Source organism: Pseudoalteromonas sp. '520P1 No. 423' (genome assembly GCF_001269985.1).
Lineage (GTDB): Bacteria > Pseudomonadota > Gammaproteobacteria > Enterobacterales > Alteromonadaceae > Pseudoalteromonas.
In genome coordinates, this window is record NZ_BBZB01000001.1 from 2,821,780 (window position 1) to 2,837,019 (window position 15,240).

Consider the following 15,240-nt stretch of genomic DNA (forward strand, 5'->3'; position numbering starts at 1 on the left):
ATAGGGGTGCATATGAAACAACTAAAGTTAAGATATAGACATTTTAGTTTTTCTTTTATTGTTTTATTTGCCTCCCACGCTCTTATTGCAAATACAACCTCTACTAATTTTTATCAGTGTGAAACATCAAAAGGCGTTGTTTTTAGCCAATACCCTTGCTCTAAAGAAGCCAAACTTAAAACCATCTCTACATTTACACCAAGAGAAATACGCGATACAAGCAAAGATGTAAAAACCTTAAATAAACTGCAATACCAGCAACATATCGACCTAGTAGAGTCAAAACTTTCTGCAAGCCAAAATAAAGTGCGCATTTTAAAAAGAACACAAGCAAAAAAACAGATTATTGAGGAACAAAAACTAGAGCGCATGATGTCTAAACAAGACAAAATAAACACTAAAAGGCAAGTTGACAAAGAATTAAAAAATATAAATCACAAATATAATAAACTTGTAAAAGCAGAGGAACTTAAATTAAGCCGTTTGACTAAACAGCTAAAAACCTTAAAAAATAACAAATAAACTCAGTGACACTTCAATTTATATTGCCTTAATATTCTTACAATTTAAAATATAAACACTTAGCCATCATTTTAAGCATAATTTTTAATGTATTTTTTTATCAACAAGTCAAAAACGTTAATATTTATTTTTTTATTATGTAATAGTTTAAATCTTCACGCACTGTCTTTTACAGAGCAAAAACTAGAATTAACTTATCCAATCAATACCGATATTTCTAATTTATGCAAAGTAGCTAGCTCTACAAAAGGCTATTTAGAAAAAGGCAATGCTTATGACCCCAAAGTCATTCATAGTAATGTTTTAGCTGATATAGGTATTACTGCAGAAAAGATCAAATCATCATTATCCTTTATATGTAAAGTCCATAAAGAAGATATAAAAGCAAACCGCCCTTCTAGATTATTAAATACACATTTTATCAATAACAACTTTAAATTTATTAATTGGCAACCCGATACTTTACATGCAAAAAAATTATCTAAAAATAAGAAACTCCTAATCAATTTACCTGAAGATAAAATATTGATGACTAAATACTATATTCATCAAGCCAAAGCCCAGTTAAAAAAATCAAGCTCATACCCATATGCTTTATATCAGTTACCGTTTGATGAAATTCATTTAACTTTAGAGCAAGCTACAAAAATAGATGGACTTACGCGTCTAAAATATACTAAACAAGATATTTTAAAAGGTATCTTAGATAAACCTAAGCAAGCTGAACCTTTAATTTTTTTATCTCGAAAAGATCTTGAGTCATCTTTGATGCAAGGAACTGTTGTTGCAGATTTAAATGGTGATAAAAAAGTATTTAATGTACATAGAAATAACGGTATTCGATACGATAGAAAAGTAAAACCCTATGAGCAAAACCGATACTGGTACTTTAAACAAGTCCAAGGCATTTTGGGATATGGTAAAGATGCCAATAATAAAGTAACCGTTATTCCTGAAGTAACCTTTGCAGGTGATATCTATAAATTAGGTTTAGGCCATTTATTACTAACTCAATTTGATTATAAAGGCCACAGTGAATATAAAATGGCTATTTTAGCGGATACAGGTGGTGCATTCGAAAATAACCTATATCAATTAGATTATTTATCAGGTAGTTATGGTGGTTTCAAAGAATATGCTGATGCTAATCGTCATTTACCTGATTATATTTCAGTATGGTTTATGTTACTAAAATAAGTTTATTAAGTGATTTAACACTAAAAGGAAGATAATAAACTCGTTATCAAAACCCTTTTAGGGTTAAATCAAGGTTTACCAGATAAACAACTATTTACATTAGTATAATACTAGTAGTTTGTCTTATTAATCGTTAGTATCATTCATATAATTAATTTAAATTAACTTGGATAATCATTTAGTGAATATTAATAAGATAGATCTTAATTTATTAGTATATCTTGATACTTTATTGCGTGAGTGTAACGTTACTCGAGCAGCCAATCAGTTAAGTATTACACAACCGGCAATGAGCAACGGATTAAAGAGATTAAGAAACCTACTTAATGACCCCATTTTAGTCCGAACAAGCGATGGTATGGTGCCAACTGAACGTGCTAAAGAGCTGCAACCTGTGATCAGAGGTGTATTACTGACTCTTGAAGAAACGCTTCAACCTAATCGCGATTTTGAGCCAAGTAAAAGTAAACGCGTATTTCGCATTATGGCAAGTGATTATGCAGCAAGTACCCTTGCGCCTAAGTTACTTAACAAACTTCAATTACATGCACCTGATACCACATTAGATATAGTAACACCTAGCGATGTTACTTTTCATGATGTGGAAAATGGTAAAGTTGATATGGCGATCAATCGCTTTGACAATTTGCCGCAATCTTTTCATCAAAAAAGAATATGGAAAGACAGTTTTTCATGTTTAGTAAATGCTAATAATCCTGTTATTGAAAACTTCAGCTTAGACTCTTATTTAAAAGCCAGACATATCTGGGTAAGTAAAACAGGGTTTGGTGTAGGTGTAGGTATGGATCCTGCTGATGTGCAAAAACTAGGCTGGGTTGATGAAGCTTTAGCTAAATTTGGTAAACAACGTAATATTGCCTCATTCACCCGTAATTATCATGTAGCAATCCATCTAGCAAAAGAGCAAAACCTCATCGCAACGCTGCCATCAAAGGTTGCTAACATATACAAAAACAACTCTGATGTTGTGATTTTAGACGCCCCATTCCCAATTGCGCCATTTGAGCTTGATATGATTTGGAGCCCATTATTACATAGAGACGCAAGCCATATTTGGCTAAGACAACAGATTTCAGAAGTCGCACAAGAATTACAAAAATAAGAAATAAACAATAAAGGGGTCCAATAAAGGGGTCGGAGTTAATAAAACTTATACTATTAACTCTTTTCAACTCTTTCATTCCTTTGGCAATAATACTCAATAAAATCAGTACGCTAATTATTTATATAATTTATCAATTAAAGATAAATATCCTCTGTTTGATTAATTGACTCCGACCCCTTTTTATATGTTTTTAGGTAACAAAAAAGGCCAGCATTTGCTGGCCTTTGTAACTTCTGGATAAAGCTATTAATAAGTTACTAGTTAATGAATTTAGCGAGTGTTGTTACTTGGTCTAACATACGGTTTGAGAAACCCCATTCGTTATCATACCAAGCCATTACTTTAACTAATTTACCATCAACTTTTGTTTGTGTAGCATCAAAGATTGAAGATGCCGGATTATGATTAAAATCAATTGAAACAAGTGGTAATTCGTTATATTCAAGTACGCCCTTCATTGCGCCTTGTGATGCTGCTTTAACGGTTTCATTTACTTCTTCCAGTGTCGTTTCACGAGATACGATTAAAGTTAAATCAACAACTGAAACGTTAATTGTAGGAACACGAACAGCCATACCATCTAATTTCCCAGCAAGTTCTGGGAGTACTAAACCTACAGCTTTAGCAGCACCAGTTTTAGTTGGGATCATTGACTGTGTTGCACTACGCGCACGGTATAAATCAGGGTGATATACATCTGATAAACTTTGATCATTTGTATAAGCATGGATAGTAGTCATACTACCTTGTTCAATACCAATTTTGTCATTTAATGCTTTAGCTACTGGTGCTAAACAGTTAGTTGTACATGATGCATTTGAGATAATGATGCTATCTGATGTTAATATATCACTATTTACACCATGAACTACTGTCGCATCAAGTTCAGAACCTGGCGCAGAGATGATCACACGCTTGGCGCCTGCTTCAATATGTTTTCCAGCGGCATCACGGCTAGTGAATAAACCTGTACACTCTAAAACGATATCAACTTCAAGTTCTTTCCAAGGAAGACTTGCAGGATCACGCTCTTGAGTTAAAGTGATTTTATCTTCACCAACAACTAAAGTCGTACCATCAAGTTCAACTTTTTGATTAAAACGCCCATGTACTGAATCAAACTGCGTTAAATGTGCATTTACGTTAGCAGGTGCTAAATCGTTGATTGCAACAATTTTAATTTCTTCACTTCGATCTGATTCGTAAAGTGCACGTAGTACATTTCGGCCAATTCGACCATACCCATTAATTGCGATTTTAATCATTTTTTTATTCCCCTTAAAAACTATAGTTGACTTGCTTGGCGCGCTAATTCTTCAATCGCAGCCCAGTTTTTATCTTTAATTAATTGTTTATCTAACATCCAAGTGCCACCAACACATACAACATTATCTAATGCTAAGAAATCTGGTGCGCTTGCTAAGTTTATGCCACCTGTAGGACAAAATTTTACTTGTGGTAGCGGTCCTGCAATAGATTTCAGCATAGGTACGCCGCCAGCTGCTACTGCAGGAAAAAACTTAAGATATTTAAATCCGTGAGAAGCTAAGTTCATCACTTCACTCGGTGTTGCTGCACCAGCTAAAAATGGAATATCTGTTTCTTTAGCTAATTCTAATAATTCAGCGTTTACACCAGGGCTCACCATGAAATCAGCACCTGCTTCTACTGATGCATTAAATGTTTCTTTATTGATAACAGTACCAGTACCAACAAAAGCATCGGGAACAGCTTGTTTCATTAATTTTACGGCTTCTGCAGCTACTGAAGTTCTTAATGTGATCTCTAATGTTTTAAGACCGCCATTGTAAAGCGCTTGCGCTAATGGCACTGCGTCTTCTAAATTTTCAATTACAACTACCGGAACTACGGGTGCTGCAGTTAATATCTTTTCAATAGTCATTCTTGTTATTTTCCTGTTTGTGGGTAAATAGAGCCAAATGCACTGGCACCTAAATCTGCACTACTTACTGTTTGGCGAATGCCTTCAAATAATTCTCTACCAGTTCCAAATGTTAATACTTGCTCAGATATTTCAATTTTTCTTGCAGCTAACTCTTCATCAGAAACATGTAATATCAATTCACCTTTAGGTGCATTTAATGAGATCATGTCACCTTCGCGGATTTTAGCAATCATGCCACCTTCTATCGCCTCTGGTGCTAAATGAATCGCAGCTGGCACTTTACCTGAAGCACCTGACATACGACCATCAGTTACAATGGCAACTTTAAAACCTTTATCCTGTTGAGATGCCATAATTGGCGTTAATTTATGCAGTTCAGGCATACCTTTCGCTTTTGGGCCTTGCTCTTTTATAACCGCAATGAAATCTGTTTCTAACTCACCATTAGCAAATGCTTGTTGTAAACCAACTTGAGAATTAAATACTTTTGCAGGTGCAGTAACCAGTTGATGCTCTGCTGCTACTGCAGATACTTTAATTACTGAGTCGCCTAAGTTACCTTTTAATAACTGTAATCCACCTTGTGGGCTAAACGCATCTGTATAAGGTCTAAGGACTTCTTCATCTAATGATTTATCTGCACAATCTACCCAATTAACTTTCACTGGACCCCTTGAGTCTGTAATGATCACGTTTGCATTATTTGCTATACGAGGCTCTTTGGCATAGTCATTCAAAGTATCACCAACAATGGTTTTAACATCTTCATGTAACATGCCTGCGCTTAATAATTCTCTAATTAAAAAGCCCATACCGCCTGCTGCTTGGAAATGATTTACATCTGCGTGACCATTTGGATAAATACGTGTTAATAAAGGCACAACTTCTGACAAATCTGCCATATCTTTCCAAGTCAGTTCAATACCTGCAGCTTTTGCGATCGCAACTAAATGAATCGCATGATTAGTAGAGCCACCTGTCGCTAATAAACCAACTAAACCATTAATAATTGTTTTTTCACTTACCACATCTGCTAAGCAGTTTGCGTTTTTAGTTTCAATAAGTTGTTGCAACATAGTTTCTGTTGCATTGGCAGTTAAACCATCTCTTAATTCTGTATATGGATTGATAAATGAGCTACCAGGTAAATGCAGACCCATAATTTCCATTAGCATTTGATTACTATTTGCTGTGCCAAAGAAAGTACATGTACCCGCACTGTGGTATGACGCACTTTCTGCTTCTAATAATTCTTCACGACCAATTTTACCTTGAGCAAACTGCTGACGAACACGTGCTTTTTCTTTATTAGCTAGACCTGAAGCCATTGGTCCTGCTGGCATAAAAGTCACTGGTAAATGACCAAATGATAATGCACCAATTAATAAACCAGGTACGATTTTGTCACATACACCTAAACAAAATACGCCATCAAACACATCGTGTGATAATGAAATTGCAGTAGACATCGCGATCACATCACGAGAAAAAAGAGATAACTCCATGCCATCACGGCCTTGAGTTACGCCATCACACATTGCAGGCACACCACCAGCAACTTGTACTGTTGCATTATATTTTTGGGCAACTGTTTTAATTAAATCTGGATAATCTTTATAAGGCACATGCGCTGAAAGCATGTCATTGTAGGAATTGATTATTGCTAAATTTGGTTGTTCGTCTGCTTTTAATAAATTTTTTTCGCTTGGGCTACAAGCTGCCATTACGTGCGCTAGATTGCCACATCCAAGGCCTGTTCTTACTCTTGTTTGAGTTTTTGCATGCGCCATACGTTCAAGGTATGCAGCTCTAGAATCTTTACTTGCGTTAACTACGCGATCTGTAACTTCTTTAATTCGACGGTGAAGCATATATTTACTCTTTAAAAATTCGGTTCTCTTCTCTTTGGTTATTAAAGTTTCGAGAAAAATAGTGAGAAATTTAAGAGAAAAGGCTCAGTATCAAATCATACGACTCCACGTAAAAAACTGATACTGAGCACAGTAATTACCCGTTCAAAGGTACGGTATAAATTATGTCTCTCACAATCACAATCTGACACCGGTGTCATTATTAACTCACGTTTATGACACCGGTGTCAACCGTATCATTTAAATTTAGTTGAATTTTTTCAATTTAGCTAATAATTTTATTTTAAAATTAATATAAACATCATGATTTATTTAAATGTCATTTATATTAAAATGCTGTCATAACATAGGATAAATAAAGGAAAAAGATGGAACAAACATTAGATGTAGCTTGGTTGGATCTTATCTTTTTTATGTTGATTTTAATTTTTCCTTTTTTAATAAATAAAAAATTAAATTTAAGATTAGAAAAAGAAATACTCATTTCAGTGTTTAGAATGACATTACAACTGGTATTGGTTGGTCTTTATCTTGAATTTTTATTTGATTTAAATAGTTTAATGTTAAATATAGTTTGGCTGATCATAATGATATTAGTTGGAGCTAGTGCAATTATTAGCGGCGCTAATCTACCAAAACAACATTTATTTCTACCTGTTTTGATAGGGTTAGTTATATCTTCACTGCCCTTATTATTTATTCTGTTATATTTTTTAATTCAGCCATCACCGATTTTACACGCTCAATACTTGATCCCACTAGCCGGTATGCTACTAGGAAATAGTTTGAGTGGTAATATCGTTGCTCTAAAAAGTTTATTTACTGCATTTAATGATAATAAGCTCGAATACGAAACAGCTTTATCTTTAGGCGCACAGCCTGCGCAAGCAGCACACCCTTTTGTGCAATCAGCCATAAAAAATGCATTAGCGCCTATAATAGCGTCAATGACAACAACCGGGATTGTGACTTTACCTGGCATGATGACAGGACAAATACTAGGAGGCATAGAGCCAATAACCGCTGTAAAATATCAGCTTATTATATTAGTCTCTATTTTTGTTATGTTATGTGTATCAGTCAATAGTAGTCTCTATTTCACCATAAAATCCGTGATCACCCCTACAGGATTAATACAAATAAAAAACCGTGAATAATTTTATTCACGCCTTTACTTTTTATATCTTAATTCTCAAATTTTTAATAACGTAAATCAATTCCTAAAGAGTAAGTTGATTCACCTTGATATGCCCAAGCTGGGTAACCATCACGCAGCTCTGGTTTTACACTATCAGTGCCTGGAGAGCGATGCCAATTTGAATACTGTCTTCTTTTAATAGGATAGTGCCAGCAAATCTCACTGTCATATTTTCGTTAATGGCATAAGTTGTGGTTAAATCTAAAGTACCGTAATCTTGATGCATTCTATTGCCATGAAATCTGATTCTCTGATCCCAACACTGGCAACATAATAATCAATGCCATCTTTTTCTACTTTATCAAATATATACCCATCATCATTTTGCAATAATTTACCCGATATATTTTCAAAGCCATCAAACTGCTTTAATTGTTTGGTTTTTAGTGATGATAATTGTGAATGAATAATTACTTTACCTTGTTTGTCAGTTACAAATACATAACCTGATTCACCCACTTTATTTGATAAAATATCAGCACTAATTTGATCAACACTGTAACCAAGCCCTGCAACTGCTAGTTTTTTCCCTTGAGCTTTCACTTTATAATTAACAAATGCTGTTAATTTAGCAGTACTTTCTTCATAATCAAATACGATTTCATAAGGCTTATCACTATTTAGAAAATCATAAAACCAAGCATCATTTTCTGTACTAATTTGTTTTAAAATACCATTATTATTAAAGTAATTTTTAGATACATCTGATACCCAAAAAACCACAAAAGCATCATTTTCACTTTTCATATAAGATAGATAATCTATTACTTTATCTTGCTGTGCTTGGGGCTCACCTGCCAGTGCTCAGCTGATGCATTATTCTTGCTTCAACTTTAGCAAGTTGGTTTGGTAATAAGTCAGACTCCATACTGTTTTCTGATACTTTAGTAAAGGTGCTATGACCTAACAAGATGCTAGTAAAGGTTAATGTAAGTAAAGATAGTGCGGTAATGGCAATAAGCGCTTGTCGTATTGTTATTTTTTTTGCCATTTTTCCATAGTATCAATTCAACCTATTAGCCTGAACTACACCTAGCAAAATCACACTTTGGAGTAGTTTAGTCATATAAAAACAGAAAGTTAAATTGATTGTAGGTCAATAAAATAAATAAAAAACCTAACACCTAAACTTACTTGATAGAAGTGACAAATTATAGGCCAGACCAGTTTGTTCTCACCCAGCAGCTGCGATTTGTATACTCATATCTGTTATTGAGGTTGCAGCATCTTTAATATCATTAAGTTTATTTGCCATTTTTGTGGTTTACTCAACAGCTAAAGCAACTTCATTTGAACACTTTAAAATAGAACTTGAAACACTGCCTGCATCTTGTTGGAATTGACCTACTATGTTTTTTTCGATCTCAGAAGTCGATTCTTGTGTACGTTGCGCTAAAGTACGTACTTCATCTGCAACTACAGCAAACCCTCTGCCTTGCTCCCCCGCTCTTGCTGCCTCAATGGCAGCATTCAGCACTAAAAGATTGGTTTGCTCGGCAACAATTTTGATTACTTCAACAACTGAGTTTATATTACTACTACTTTTTTGTAGTTGTGAAATTAGTGCATTTGCTTGTGCCATTTCATTAGAGAGCTTTCCATTTCTTGACGAGTATGAGTAATATCAACAACACTTTCATCAACCGATTTATCAACATTAACAACCAAGTTCGCCGTTTATGAATTATTACTGGCGACCTCTTGTATTGATGCGGACATTTCTTCAATTGCGGTTGCAACTAATTGTGTTTCACCCTGCTGTCTTTCTAAGTTATTAATAAAGAGGTAAAAGCTGATTGTGATAGCTTATTTGTCACTTCAATTAAATTATTCGCGATTGCATCTTCAATCTGCTTTGAATGTACTTAATACTGTAAGGTTGTTTATTTGTTGTGCGCTAGTATTGGTTTTAAAGTCAGAATTAACTCTTAATGTTCCTAATTTTAATAACCCTATAATTGCAGGAACAATTAAAATAAGTATTTTGGCTTTAAAATGTAAACTTCTAAGATATTGCATTAATCTTCCTTAAATAATACACAAAACTCTTATTGAGCATTATTTATTTTAGGAGCAAAATCGGGATTATAAAGCGCGTTTACATTTTAGCAGCCTAATTTAAGTATTATTAAAGAAGGTGTTGATCTAGATCAAATTTAACAGCTACAAAGCTGATAGAGGGGTTAAAATTTCTTCAGGTATTGGCTGTAAGCGTTTGTCCTTGTCTAAACATACCATTTCGATATCACCTATCACTGCAGGCTTTTTAGCGCCCGGTCGCCATACTTCTTGACGCCATAATGTTTTGTATTTACCTTCAAATTCAAAACTGGTTCTAATATCACATACTTCAGCAAACTCAACACCATCTTGAAAGATCATATTTGCTTTATATACAGCAAATCCAAGCCCTTTTTCATTCCACAGTTTTGCTAACTTATCACTATCTATTACATGTTCTCTTGCTCGCTCAAAATACTTTAAAAAGTTTGGGTGATATACCACACCTGAGTGATCTGTATCTTCATAATAAATTTGTACTGGGTGATGAAAGATTTCGCTCATTTGAATAATAACTCTTGTAATTTTAGAGGTTAAATGGGGTTAACTATGTTTTTCTAATGACTTTTTGAGACGCAACATACCTTCATCTATTGATATTAAAGGGCCGTAGCCTAAGTCATTTTTGATTGAATTTATATTAAAGTAATGACTTGTTGATAACTGTCTAGCAACAAAACGCGTCATGATAGGTTCATTTTTTTTACCAAGTAATAAATAGGTTGTTTCAAGCACTGTACCAACACAATAGGCAACTGAAGAAGGCACGCGTTTGGTGACTTGGGGTAAACTGACACATGATAATATTTTATTAAGCATGCTCGCCATTGTAATAGGCTGATCATTGCTAACAAAATAAGCCTTACCTAAACAAGTTTTATTGTCATTCAACATATTTACAGCTGCTAAAATATGGGCGTAAGCGGCATTATCGACATAAATCGTATCTACTAACTTATCTTGTTTACCTACTAGCTTTAATCGTCCTGCTGTAGCACGCTCAATGACTCTTGGCACCAAATGTGGATCGTTAGGTCCCCAAATCAAATGTGGTCTAATGGCGATTGTTTTTAGTTGCTCACTATTCGCTTTAATAATCAATTGCTCGGCAATCGCTTTAGATTCACCGTAATAGTTTAAAAACTTTTTTGCATACGGATAGCTTTCATCAATACCTGCTTCATCCTCTCCAGAAAAAGTGACACTGGGCGTACTGGTATACACTAAATTTTGGATATTTAATTGTGAACAGGCATCAATAATATTTTTTGCCCCCTCAACATTAGGATTAAAGTAATCTGACTTACAGCCCCAAACACCTGCTTTTGAAGCAACATGAAAAACTAAATCACAGCCTTTCATCGCATCAAGCAATTGTGCTTTAGATGCGATATCGCCTTTGATCATAGTAACGCCCAATTGCTGTAAATTAGGGTAATCTGACCGTGCAAAGCCTGTCACTTTTATGCCTGCAGAGCATAAAAACCTACAAATTACTTCACCTAAAAACCCACCAGCTCCTGTCACAAAAATGTGAGAAACTTTGCCTTTTAATGCGTTTAGCGCTGTTACTAATTTTTCATCTTGCGGATATATGTGCTCATTTATCATTATTTAGTTCTTTTTATTTTGTGCCCATACAGCCAGTTTTTCTCTGAATATTTTAGCGTTATGGCGAATATCTACAGGGAAATCTGGATGTATTAAAAAGTTAGATATATTCTGGGTTTGGTCAAATTTAGCACCTATTTCTTTTAGCTCATCAAATAAAACGCTTTTAGATATTTTATATCCTTTGTTCAGCTCTATACATAAAACAGGTTTTATGACGCTATTATTCGAAACTCCAACTAAGGCTGTGCGTTTTACGGCTTTGTGAGTATTAAATATTCGCTCGCACGGTATAGAAAATAAAACTTCTGCATCTGTTTCGACTCTATGCGCTTTACGACCACACATCCAAAGTAAACCTTGATTATCTAAATAGCCTAAATCACCCATTCTGTGGCGAACACTTTTGTCATCTTGAATTTTAGCTGATTTAGTTGCGCACTCTCGCTCATAATATGCCGAACTTACCATAGGGCCTTTTACAACAATTTCACCTATCTGATTTGCTTGTAGTAATAAATCAGTATTAACAACTGTGCCCCAATCTTCAATATTGTCTTCTGTAATTTTAATAATGTCTACGACAACACCTTCTACGGGTTTTCCAACACAAATACCACCGCCATTGTCGGTAATCTTTGTAGTTTTGAGTAAAGCTTCACTGCCAATTTTAGTTAAGGGCAAAGATTCTGTCGCGCCATAGGAATTAAGCACTTCAACATTGTGATTAAGCATTTTACTAAACGTTTTAATTGACGCTAAAGTTGCAGGTGCACCCGCTGATATAACCCGTTTTAGGCTTGTTAATTTATGATTATTTTGCTCGCCAGCCTGACCTAATACTTCAATCAATGCGGGATTGGCAAATAAATTACTACATTGATATTTTTCAATCGCAGAAAATATATATTTTGGATTTGCGCTAATAGGTTTACTTGCATCCATGTCTGGCACAATTGATGCCATGCCTAAAGCAGGACCAAACAATGAAAATAATGGAAAAGTTGCTAAATCTCGCTCACCCGGTTTAATTTTATAATCATTTTTAAGCGCGGTGATCTGAGCTTCAAACATTTTATGACTATAAACCACACCTTTTGGCACTCCTGTACTGCCGCTAGTAAATAAAATAGCTGACATATCATCATCTGCCAAAGTCACCATTGGGTAAACTTCATTAGCTGGATATTTTTTAAGTAAGCGACTTAATGTCATTTGGCCTGTCAGCCCAGATATCAGCTCATTACCACCTACGGTTACAACATGTTTGACCGTACTTTTACCCCAAGAGAATAATTTCCGGGCAATATGTGCTTTTGGAATGCCAATAAATGCATCAGGTTTTGATTCAATAAAACATTGTTTAAGGTTTTTTACGCCCATGCCTGGATCTACCAGTATCGGAATAATTCCCGCTTTAAATAATGCAAAAGTAAGTGCAAAAAAATCTATGCTAGGCGTGACCATCAAAACGGCTTTCATGCCTTGTTTTATGCCATAACCATTTAAAGCATGTGCAATAGCGTCACTTTTTTCATTTAAGGTTTTAAAGTCTATCTCATCATAGGTTAGCTTTGATAAATGACTTTTTTGAACAGCAACAGCTAGATTTGAAGGTGTTTGAATTGCGGCACTTTTTAAGTGCCGACAAAGGTTTGCTTTGTTTAAATCTGGCTCTTTAAACATATTCATTAATTTTATTTTTCGTTTATAAAGTTTGTCACTAGCGGCACGACTTCGCTACTGGCATCCTCTAGAATATAATGACCACAGTCTGTAAACTCATGTACTTTTGCATTAGGAAGTTCTTGCTTCCATTGTGCTAAGAAGTGTTTATCAAAAACAAAGTCTTGTGAGCCCCAACAAATCATACTTGGTAACGCTTTAAAGTTATTTAGGCTCTTTGTTATTTGAGACACTAAATCGTAATTTCTATCACCTGGTTTTAAAGGAATGTCTTGTACAAACCTTAAAGTTGAAATGCGGTTTTTCCAAGAATTAAAAGGCGCAACATAGGCCTCTCTTATTTCTTTTGCCATAGGCTGACGTTTTACACCAACATATGATGCGATAGATGAAAACGCATTCATACCACGTACAAGCGCAGTACCTAATAAGGTATTTCGACAGATCCACAATGCCCATGGGAAAGGTTTAGCTTTAGGTAGATGAAATGCACCTGTATTTAAGATCACTAATTTTTTAATTCGTTCAGGATATCGCGCCGCATAACCCATGCCTATCATGCCACCCCAATCATGTACAACTAAGGTGATATTGGCATTAACATCTAAATGTTCAAGTAGCGCTTCTAAATCATCGATACGTTGTTTTAGGGTGTAATCATAATCCTTATCACCTGGTTTGTCAGATAAACCACAACCAATATGATCAGGTACGATACATTGATGGCTTGCGCTTAACGATGATACTAAATTACGATAATAAAAAGACCAACTTGGATTACCATGAACCATAACTACTGGCTCGCCCTGACCTTGATTTACATAATGGTACTTTTGGCCATTACGATCCAAATAATTTGTTTTAAAAGGTGAAAGTGATTCCATTACCATTTCAGACCTAACATCATACAATTTAATCCACTACCTATACCTAAAAAGCTAACATTATCGCCTTTTTTCAAAAAGCCATCATCGTGTGCCATTGCAGCAGTAACAGGTAAAGAAACAGTTCCCATATTACCGAGCAGCTTAAAGGTCGGAAATTCTTTTTCTGGGGGAATATTTAAAGCGGTTAATACTTGTTTTTGGTTTGCTGCACCTACCTGATGACAAATCACTTTATCAACTTGTTCTATCATCCAATCTCGTTGCTGTAAAAAATGCGACCAAGTATCTTTCGCTAAAGAAACACCCTCTTTTAATAAGGTAACGGCATCAGTGCGCATAAATTCGCGGTATAATTGTGGGCCAACTTCTTTTAAGCCCCATTGACATAAATTACTATGCTCTGGCGCTGATAAGTGACTCGCACCTAATAACTGATGATTTCGATCTGTTTTTAAATCAAATGAACCATCTGTAATAAGCACAGCCACTGCACCTGAACCACCGGTTAAAGTCGCTAATGATTGTGCGTAATTTTGCATTGTAGGCTCTGACAACATATCTTCTATTGTGACATCCACGATGTGGCGGGCTGATTCACACGATACAACTAAACCAGCTTTAATTTGGCCCAGTTCAATGCGATTAGCAATATCTAAAATACCAGATAAAACACCTAAACACGCATTGCTAATATCATAAATAGCAGTGTCTTTAGAGACACCTAATTTTGCCGCAATACGACATGCTGTAGCAGGCTCATGTTGGTCGCGACACACACCGGTGTAAACAACTGCGCCTAAATCGTCAACAGATATGTCACTTTCAGCGATTGCTTTTTTTGCAGCTGTAATTGCACCATCTGATAACTGATGCCCTTTTGGCCACCAGCGACGTTCTTCTATACCGGTTAATGCAGCAAGTTGCCCCATAGGAATACGATATTTTTGATATAAAGGAGCTAAACGAGATTCAAGTACAGAGCTTGATACCACATGTGGTGCTAGCTCATAGGCTAAACTGTTAATAAAGACGCGGGTATATTTCATGAAACGGTATATTTTTCTCTTATTCTTTATAAAAAGCGCGGTATATTATAAACCAAAAAACTGCTTTTATTTTTTTAGACCGCCATTTGACCAAGAAAAGCGTCATGATTCAACTAAAACCTTTTCATT

At 35.2% G+C, this 15,240-nt stretch carries 16 protein-coding genes and 1 pseudogene; 4 read left to right on the plus strand and 13 right to left on the minus strand.

Features of this window, described 5'->3' with window-relative positions:
• Positions 1-12 precede the first annotated feature (12 nt).
• The 3 genes from PSA_RS12875 to PSA_RS12885 all read left to right on the plus strand — a co-directional run bounded on the left by PSA_RS12875 (position 13) and on the right by PSA_RS12885 (position 2,842).
• Complete coding sequence (locus tag PSA_RS12875; RefSeq protein WP_042143928.1) at positions 13-522, plus strand: hypothetical protein; 510 nt, start codon at positions 13-15, stop codon at positions 520-522.
• Between the two features lie 87 nt (positions 523-609).
• Positions 610-1,719, plus strand: coding sequence for a hypothetical protein (locus tag PSA_RS12880; RefSeq protein WP_052379889.1), 1,110 nt, complete (start codon positions 610-612; stop codon positions 1,717-1,719).
• Positions 1,720-1,900: 181 nt separating this feature from the next.
• Positions 1,901-2,842, plus strand: a complete 942-nt coding sequence (locus tag PSA_RS12885) for a LysR family transcriptional regulator (RefSeq protein ID WP_042143925.1) — start codon at positions 1,901-1,903, stop codon at positions 2,840-2,842.
• A 260-nt stretch (positions 2,843-3,102) separates the two neighbouring features.
• Here the strand turns inward: PSA_RS12885 and gap are convergent, their stop codons facing one another.
• The 3 genes from gap to edd are packed head-to-tail and all read right to left on the minus strand — an operon-like array spanning position 3,103 to position 6,622.
• A complete protein-coding gene (gene gap / locus PSA_RS12890; RefSeq protein WP_042143923.1) occupies positions 3,103-4,110 on the minus strand; it encodes a type I glyceraldehyde-3-phosphate dehydrogenase in 1,008 nt (335 codons plus the stop codon).
• 20 nt (positions 4,111-4,130) lie between these two features.
• A complete protein-coding gene (gene eda / locus PSA_RS12895; RefSeq protein ID WP_042143922.1) occupies positions 4,131-4,748 on the minus strand; it encodes a bifunctional 4-hydroxy-2-oxoglutarate aldolase/2-dehydro-3-deoxy-phosphogluconate aldolase in 618 nt (205 codons plus the stop codon).
• A gap of 5 nt (positions 4,749-4,753) precedes the next feature.
• Positions 4,754-6,622, minus strand: a complete 1,869-nt coding sequence (gene edd, locus PSA_RS12900; RefSeq protein ID WP_042143920.1) for a phosphogluconate dehydratase — start codon at positions 6,620-6,622, stop codon at positions 4,754-4,756.
• 368 nt (positions 6,623-6,990) lie between these two features.
• Here edd and PSA_RS12905 point away from each other — a divergent pair, with 368 nt between their 5' ends.
• Positions 6,991-7,779, plus strand: a complete 789-nt coding sequence (locus PSA_RS12905) for an ABC transporter permease (RefSeq protein WP_042143918.1) — start codon at positions 6,991-6,993, stop codon at positions 7,777-7,779.
• Between the two features lie 126 nt (positions 7,780-7,905).
• Here the strand turns inward: PSA_RS12905 and PSA_RS25265 are convergent, their stop codons facing one another.
• From PSA_RS25265 to PSA_RS12945, 10 genes and pseudogenes are all read right to left on the minus strand, one after another.
• A complete protein-coding gene (locus tag PSA_RS25265; RefSeq protein WP_157575776.1) occupies positions 7,906-8,046 on the minus strand; it encodes a hypothetical protein in 141 nt (46 codons plus the stop codon).
• The gene (locus tag PSA_RS12910; protein ID WP_042143916.1) at positions 8,022-8,567 is read right to left on the minus strand and encodes a cache domain-containing protein; all 546 of its coding nucleotides are present in this window, start codon (positions 8,565-8,567) and stop codon (positions 8,022-8,024) included. Before PSA_RS12910 ends, PSA_RS25265 begins: the two co-directional genes overlap by 25 nt.
• 43 nt (positions 8,568-8,610) lie before the next feature.
• Positions 8,611-8,811 carry a hypothetical protein gene (locus PSA_RS12915; RefSeq protein WP_042143915.1) on the minus strand — a complete coding sequence of 67 codons (201 nt, stop codon included), beginning with the start codon at positions 8,809-8,811 and terminating at the stop codon, positions 8,611-8,613.
• A 273-nt stretch (positions 8,812-9,084) separates the two neighbouring features.
• Positions 9,085-9,384: pseudogene (locus tag PSA_RS12920) on the minus strand (methyl-accepting chemotaxis protein); the annotation flags it as partial.
• Positions 9,385-9,665: 281 nt separating this feature from the next.
• Positions 9,666-9,839 (minus strand): hypothetical protein, encoded by a 174-nt coding sequence (locus PSA_RS25270; protein ID WP_157575777.1) that lies wholly within the window; start codon positions 9,837-9,839, stop codon positions 9,666-9,668.
• A 144-nt stretch (positions 9,840-9,983) separates the two neighbouring features.
• Positions 9,984-10,385, minus strand: coding sequence for a thioesterase family protein (locus PSA_RS12925; protein ID WP_042143911.1), 402 nt, complete (start codon positions 10,383-10,385; stop codon positions 9,984-9,986).
• Between the two features lie 39 nt (positions 10,386-10,424).
• Entirely contained in the window at positions 10,425-11,492 is a 1,068-nt protein-coding gene (gene oleD, locus PSA_RS12930; protein WP_042143910.1) for a 2-alkyl-3-oxoalkanoate reductase, read from the minus strand.
• 3 nt (positions 11,493-11,495) lie between these two features.
• Positions 11,496-13,184, minus strand: coding sequence for an olefin beta-lactone synthetase (oleC, locus tag PSA_RS12935; protein WP_127924086.1), 1,689 nt, complete (start codon positions 13,182-13,184; stop codon positions 11,496-11,498).
• A 5-nt stretch (positions 13,185-13,189) separates the two neighbouring features.
• Complete coding sequence (locus PSA_RS12940; protein WP_371257802.1) at positions 13,190-14,062, minus strand: alpha/beta fold hydrolase; 873 nt, start codon at positions 14,060-14,062, stop codon at positions 13,190-13,192.
• Entirely contained in the window at positions 14,062-15,111 is a 1,050-nt protein-coding gene (locus PSA_RS12945; RefSeq protein ID WP_042143905.1) for a 3-oxoacyl-ACP synthase III, read from the minus strand. The genes PSA_RS12940 and PSA_RS12945 overlap by 1 nt, the downstream gene beginning before the upstream one ends.
• Positions 15,112-15,240: the final 129 nt, after the last annotated feature.

Bases quoted from the DNA above. Each gene is read 5' to 3' on its own strand.
- PSA_RS12940 (WP_371257802.1), bottom strand. From the start codon at position 14,062: ATGGAATCACTTTCACCTTTTAAAACAAATTATTTGGATCGTAATGGC.
- PSA_RS12925 (WP_042143911.1), bottom strand. From the start codon at position 10,385: ATGAGCGAAATCTTTCATCACCCAGTACAAATTTATTATGAAGATACA.
- edd (WP_042143920.1), bottom strand. From the start codon at position 6,622: ATGCTTCACCGTCGAATTAAAGAAGTTACAGATCGCGTAGTTAACGCA.
- gap (WP_042143923.1), bottom strand. From the start codon at position 4,110: ATGATTAAAATCGCAATTAATGGGTATGGTCGAATTGGCCGAAATGTA.
- PSA_RS12905 (WP_042143918.1), top strand. From the start codon at position 6,991: ATGGAACAAACATTAGATGTAGCTTGGTTGGATCTTATCTTTTTTATG.
- PSA_RS12945 (WP_042143905.1), bottom strand. From the start codon at position 15,111: ATGAAATATACCCGCGTCTTTATTAACAGTTTAGCCTATGAGCTAGCA.
- oleD (WP_042143910.1), bottom strand. From the start codon at position 11,492: ATGATAAATGAGCACATATATCCGCAAGATGAAAAATTAGTAACAGCG.
- PSA_RS25265 (WP_157575776.1), bottom strand. From the start codon at position 8,046: ATGCATCAAGATTACGGTACTTTAGATTTAACCACAACTTATGCCATT.
- oleC (WP_127924086.1), bottom strand. From the start codon at position 13,184: ATGAATATGTTTAAAGAGCCAGATTTAAACAAAGCAAACCTTTGTCGG.
- PSA_RS12875 (WP_042143928.1), top strand. From the start codon at position 13: ATGAAACAACTAAAGTTAAGATATAGACATTTTAGTTTTTCTTTTATT.
- PSA_RS12910 (WP_042143916.1), bottom strand. From the start codon at position 8,567: ATGAAAAGTGAAAATGATGCTTTTGTGGTTTTTTGGGTATCAGATGTA.
- PSA_RS12880 (WP_052379889.1), top strand. From the start codon at position 610: ATGTATTTTTTTATCAACAAGTCAAAAACGTTAATATTTATTTTTTTA.
- PSA_RS25270 (WP_157575777.1), bottom strand. From the start codon at position 9,839: ATGCAATATCTTAGAAGTTTACATTTTAAAGCCAAAATACTTATTTTA.
- eda (WP_042143922.1), bottom strand. From the start codon at position 4,748: ATGACTATTGAAAAGATATTAACTGCAGCACCCGTAGTTCCGGTAGTT.
- PSA_RS12915 (WP_042143915.1), bottom strand. From the start codon at position 8,811: ATGGCAAAAAAAATAACAATACGACAAGCGCTTATTGCCATTACCGCA.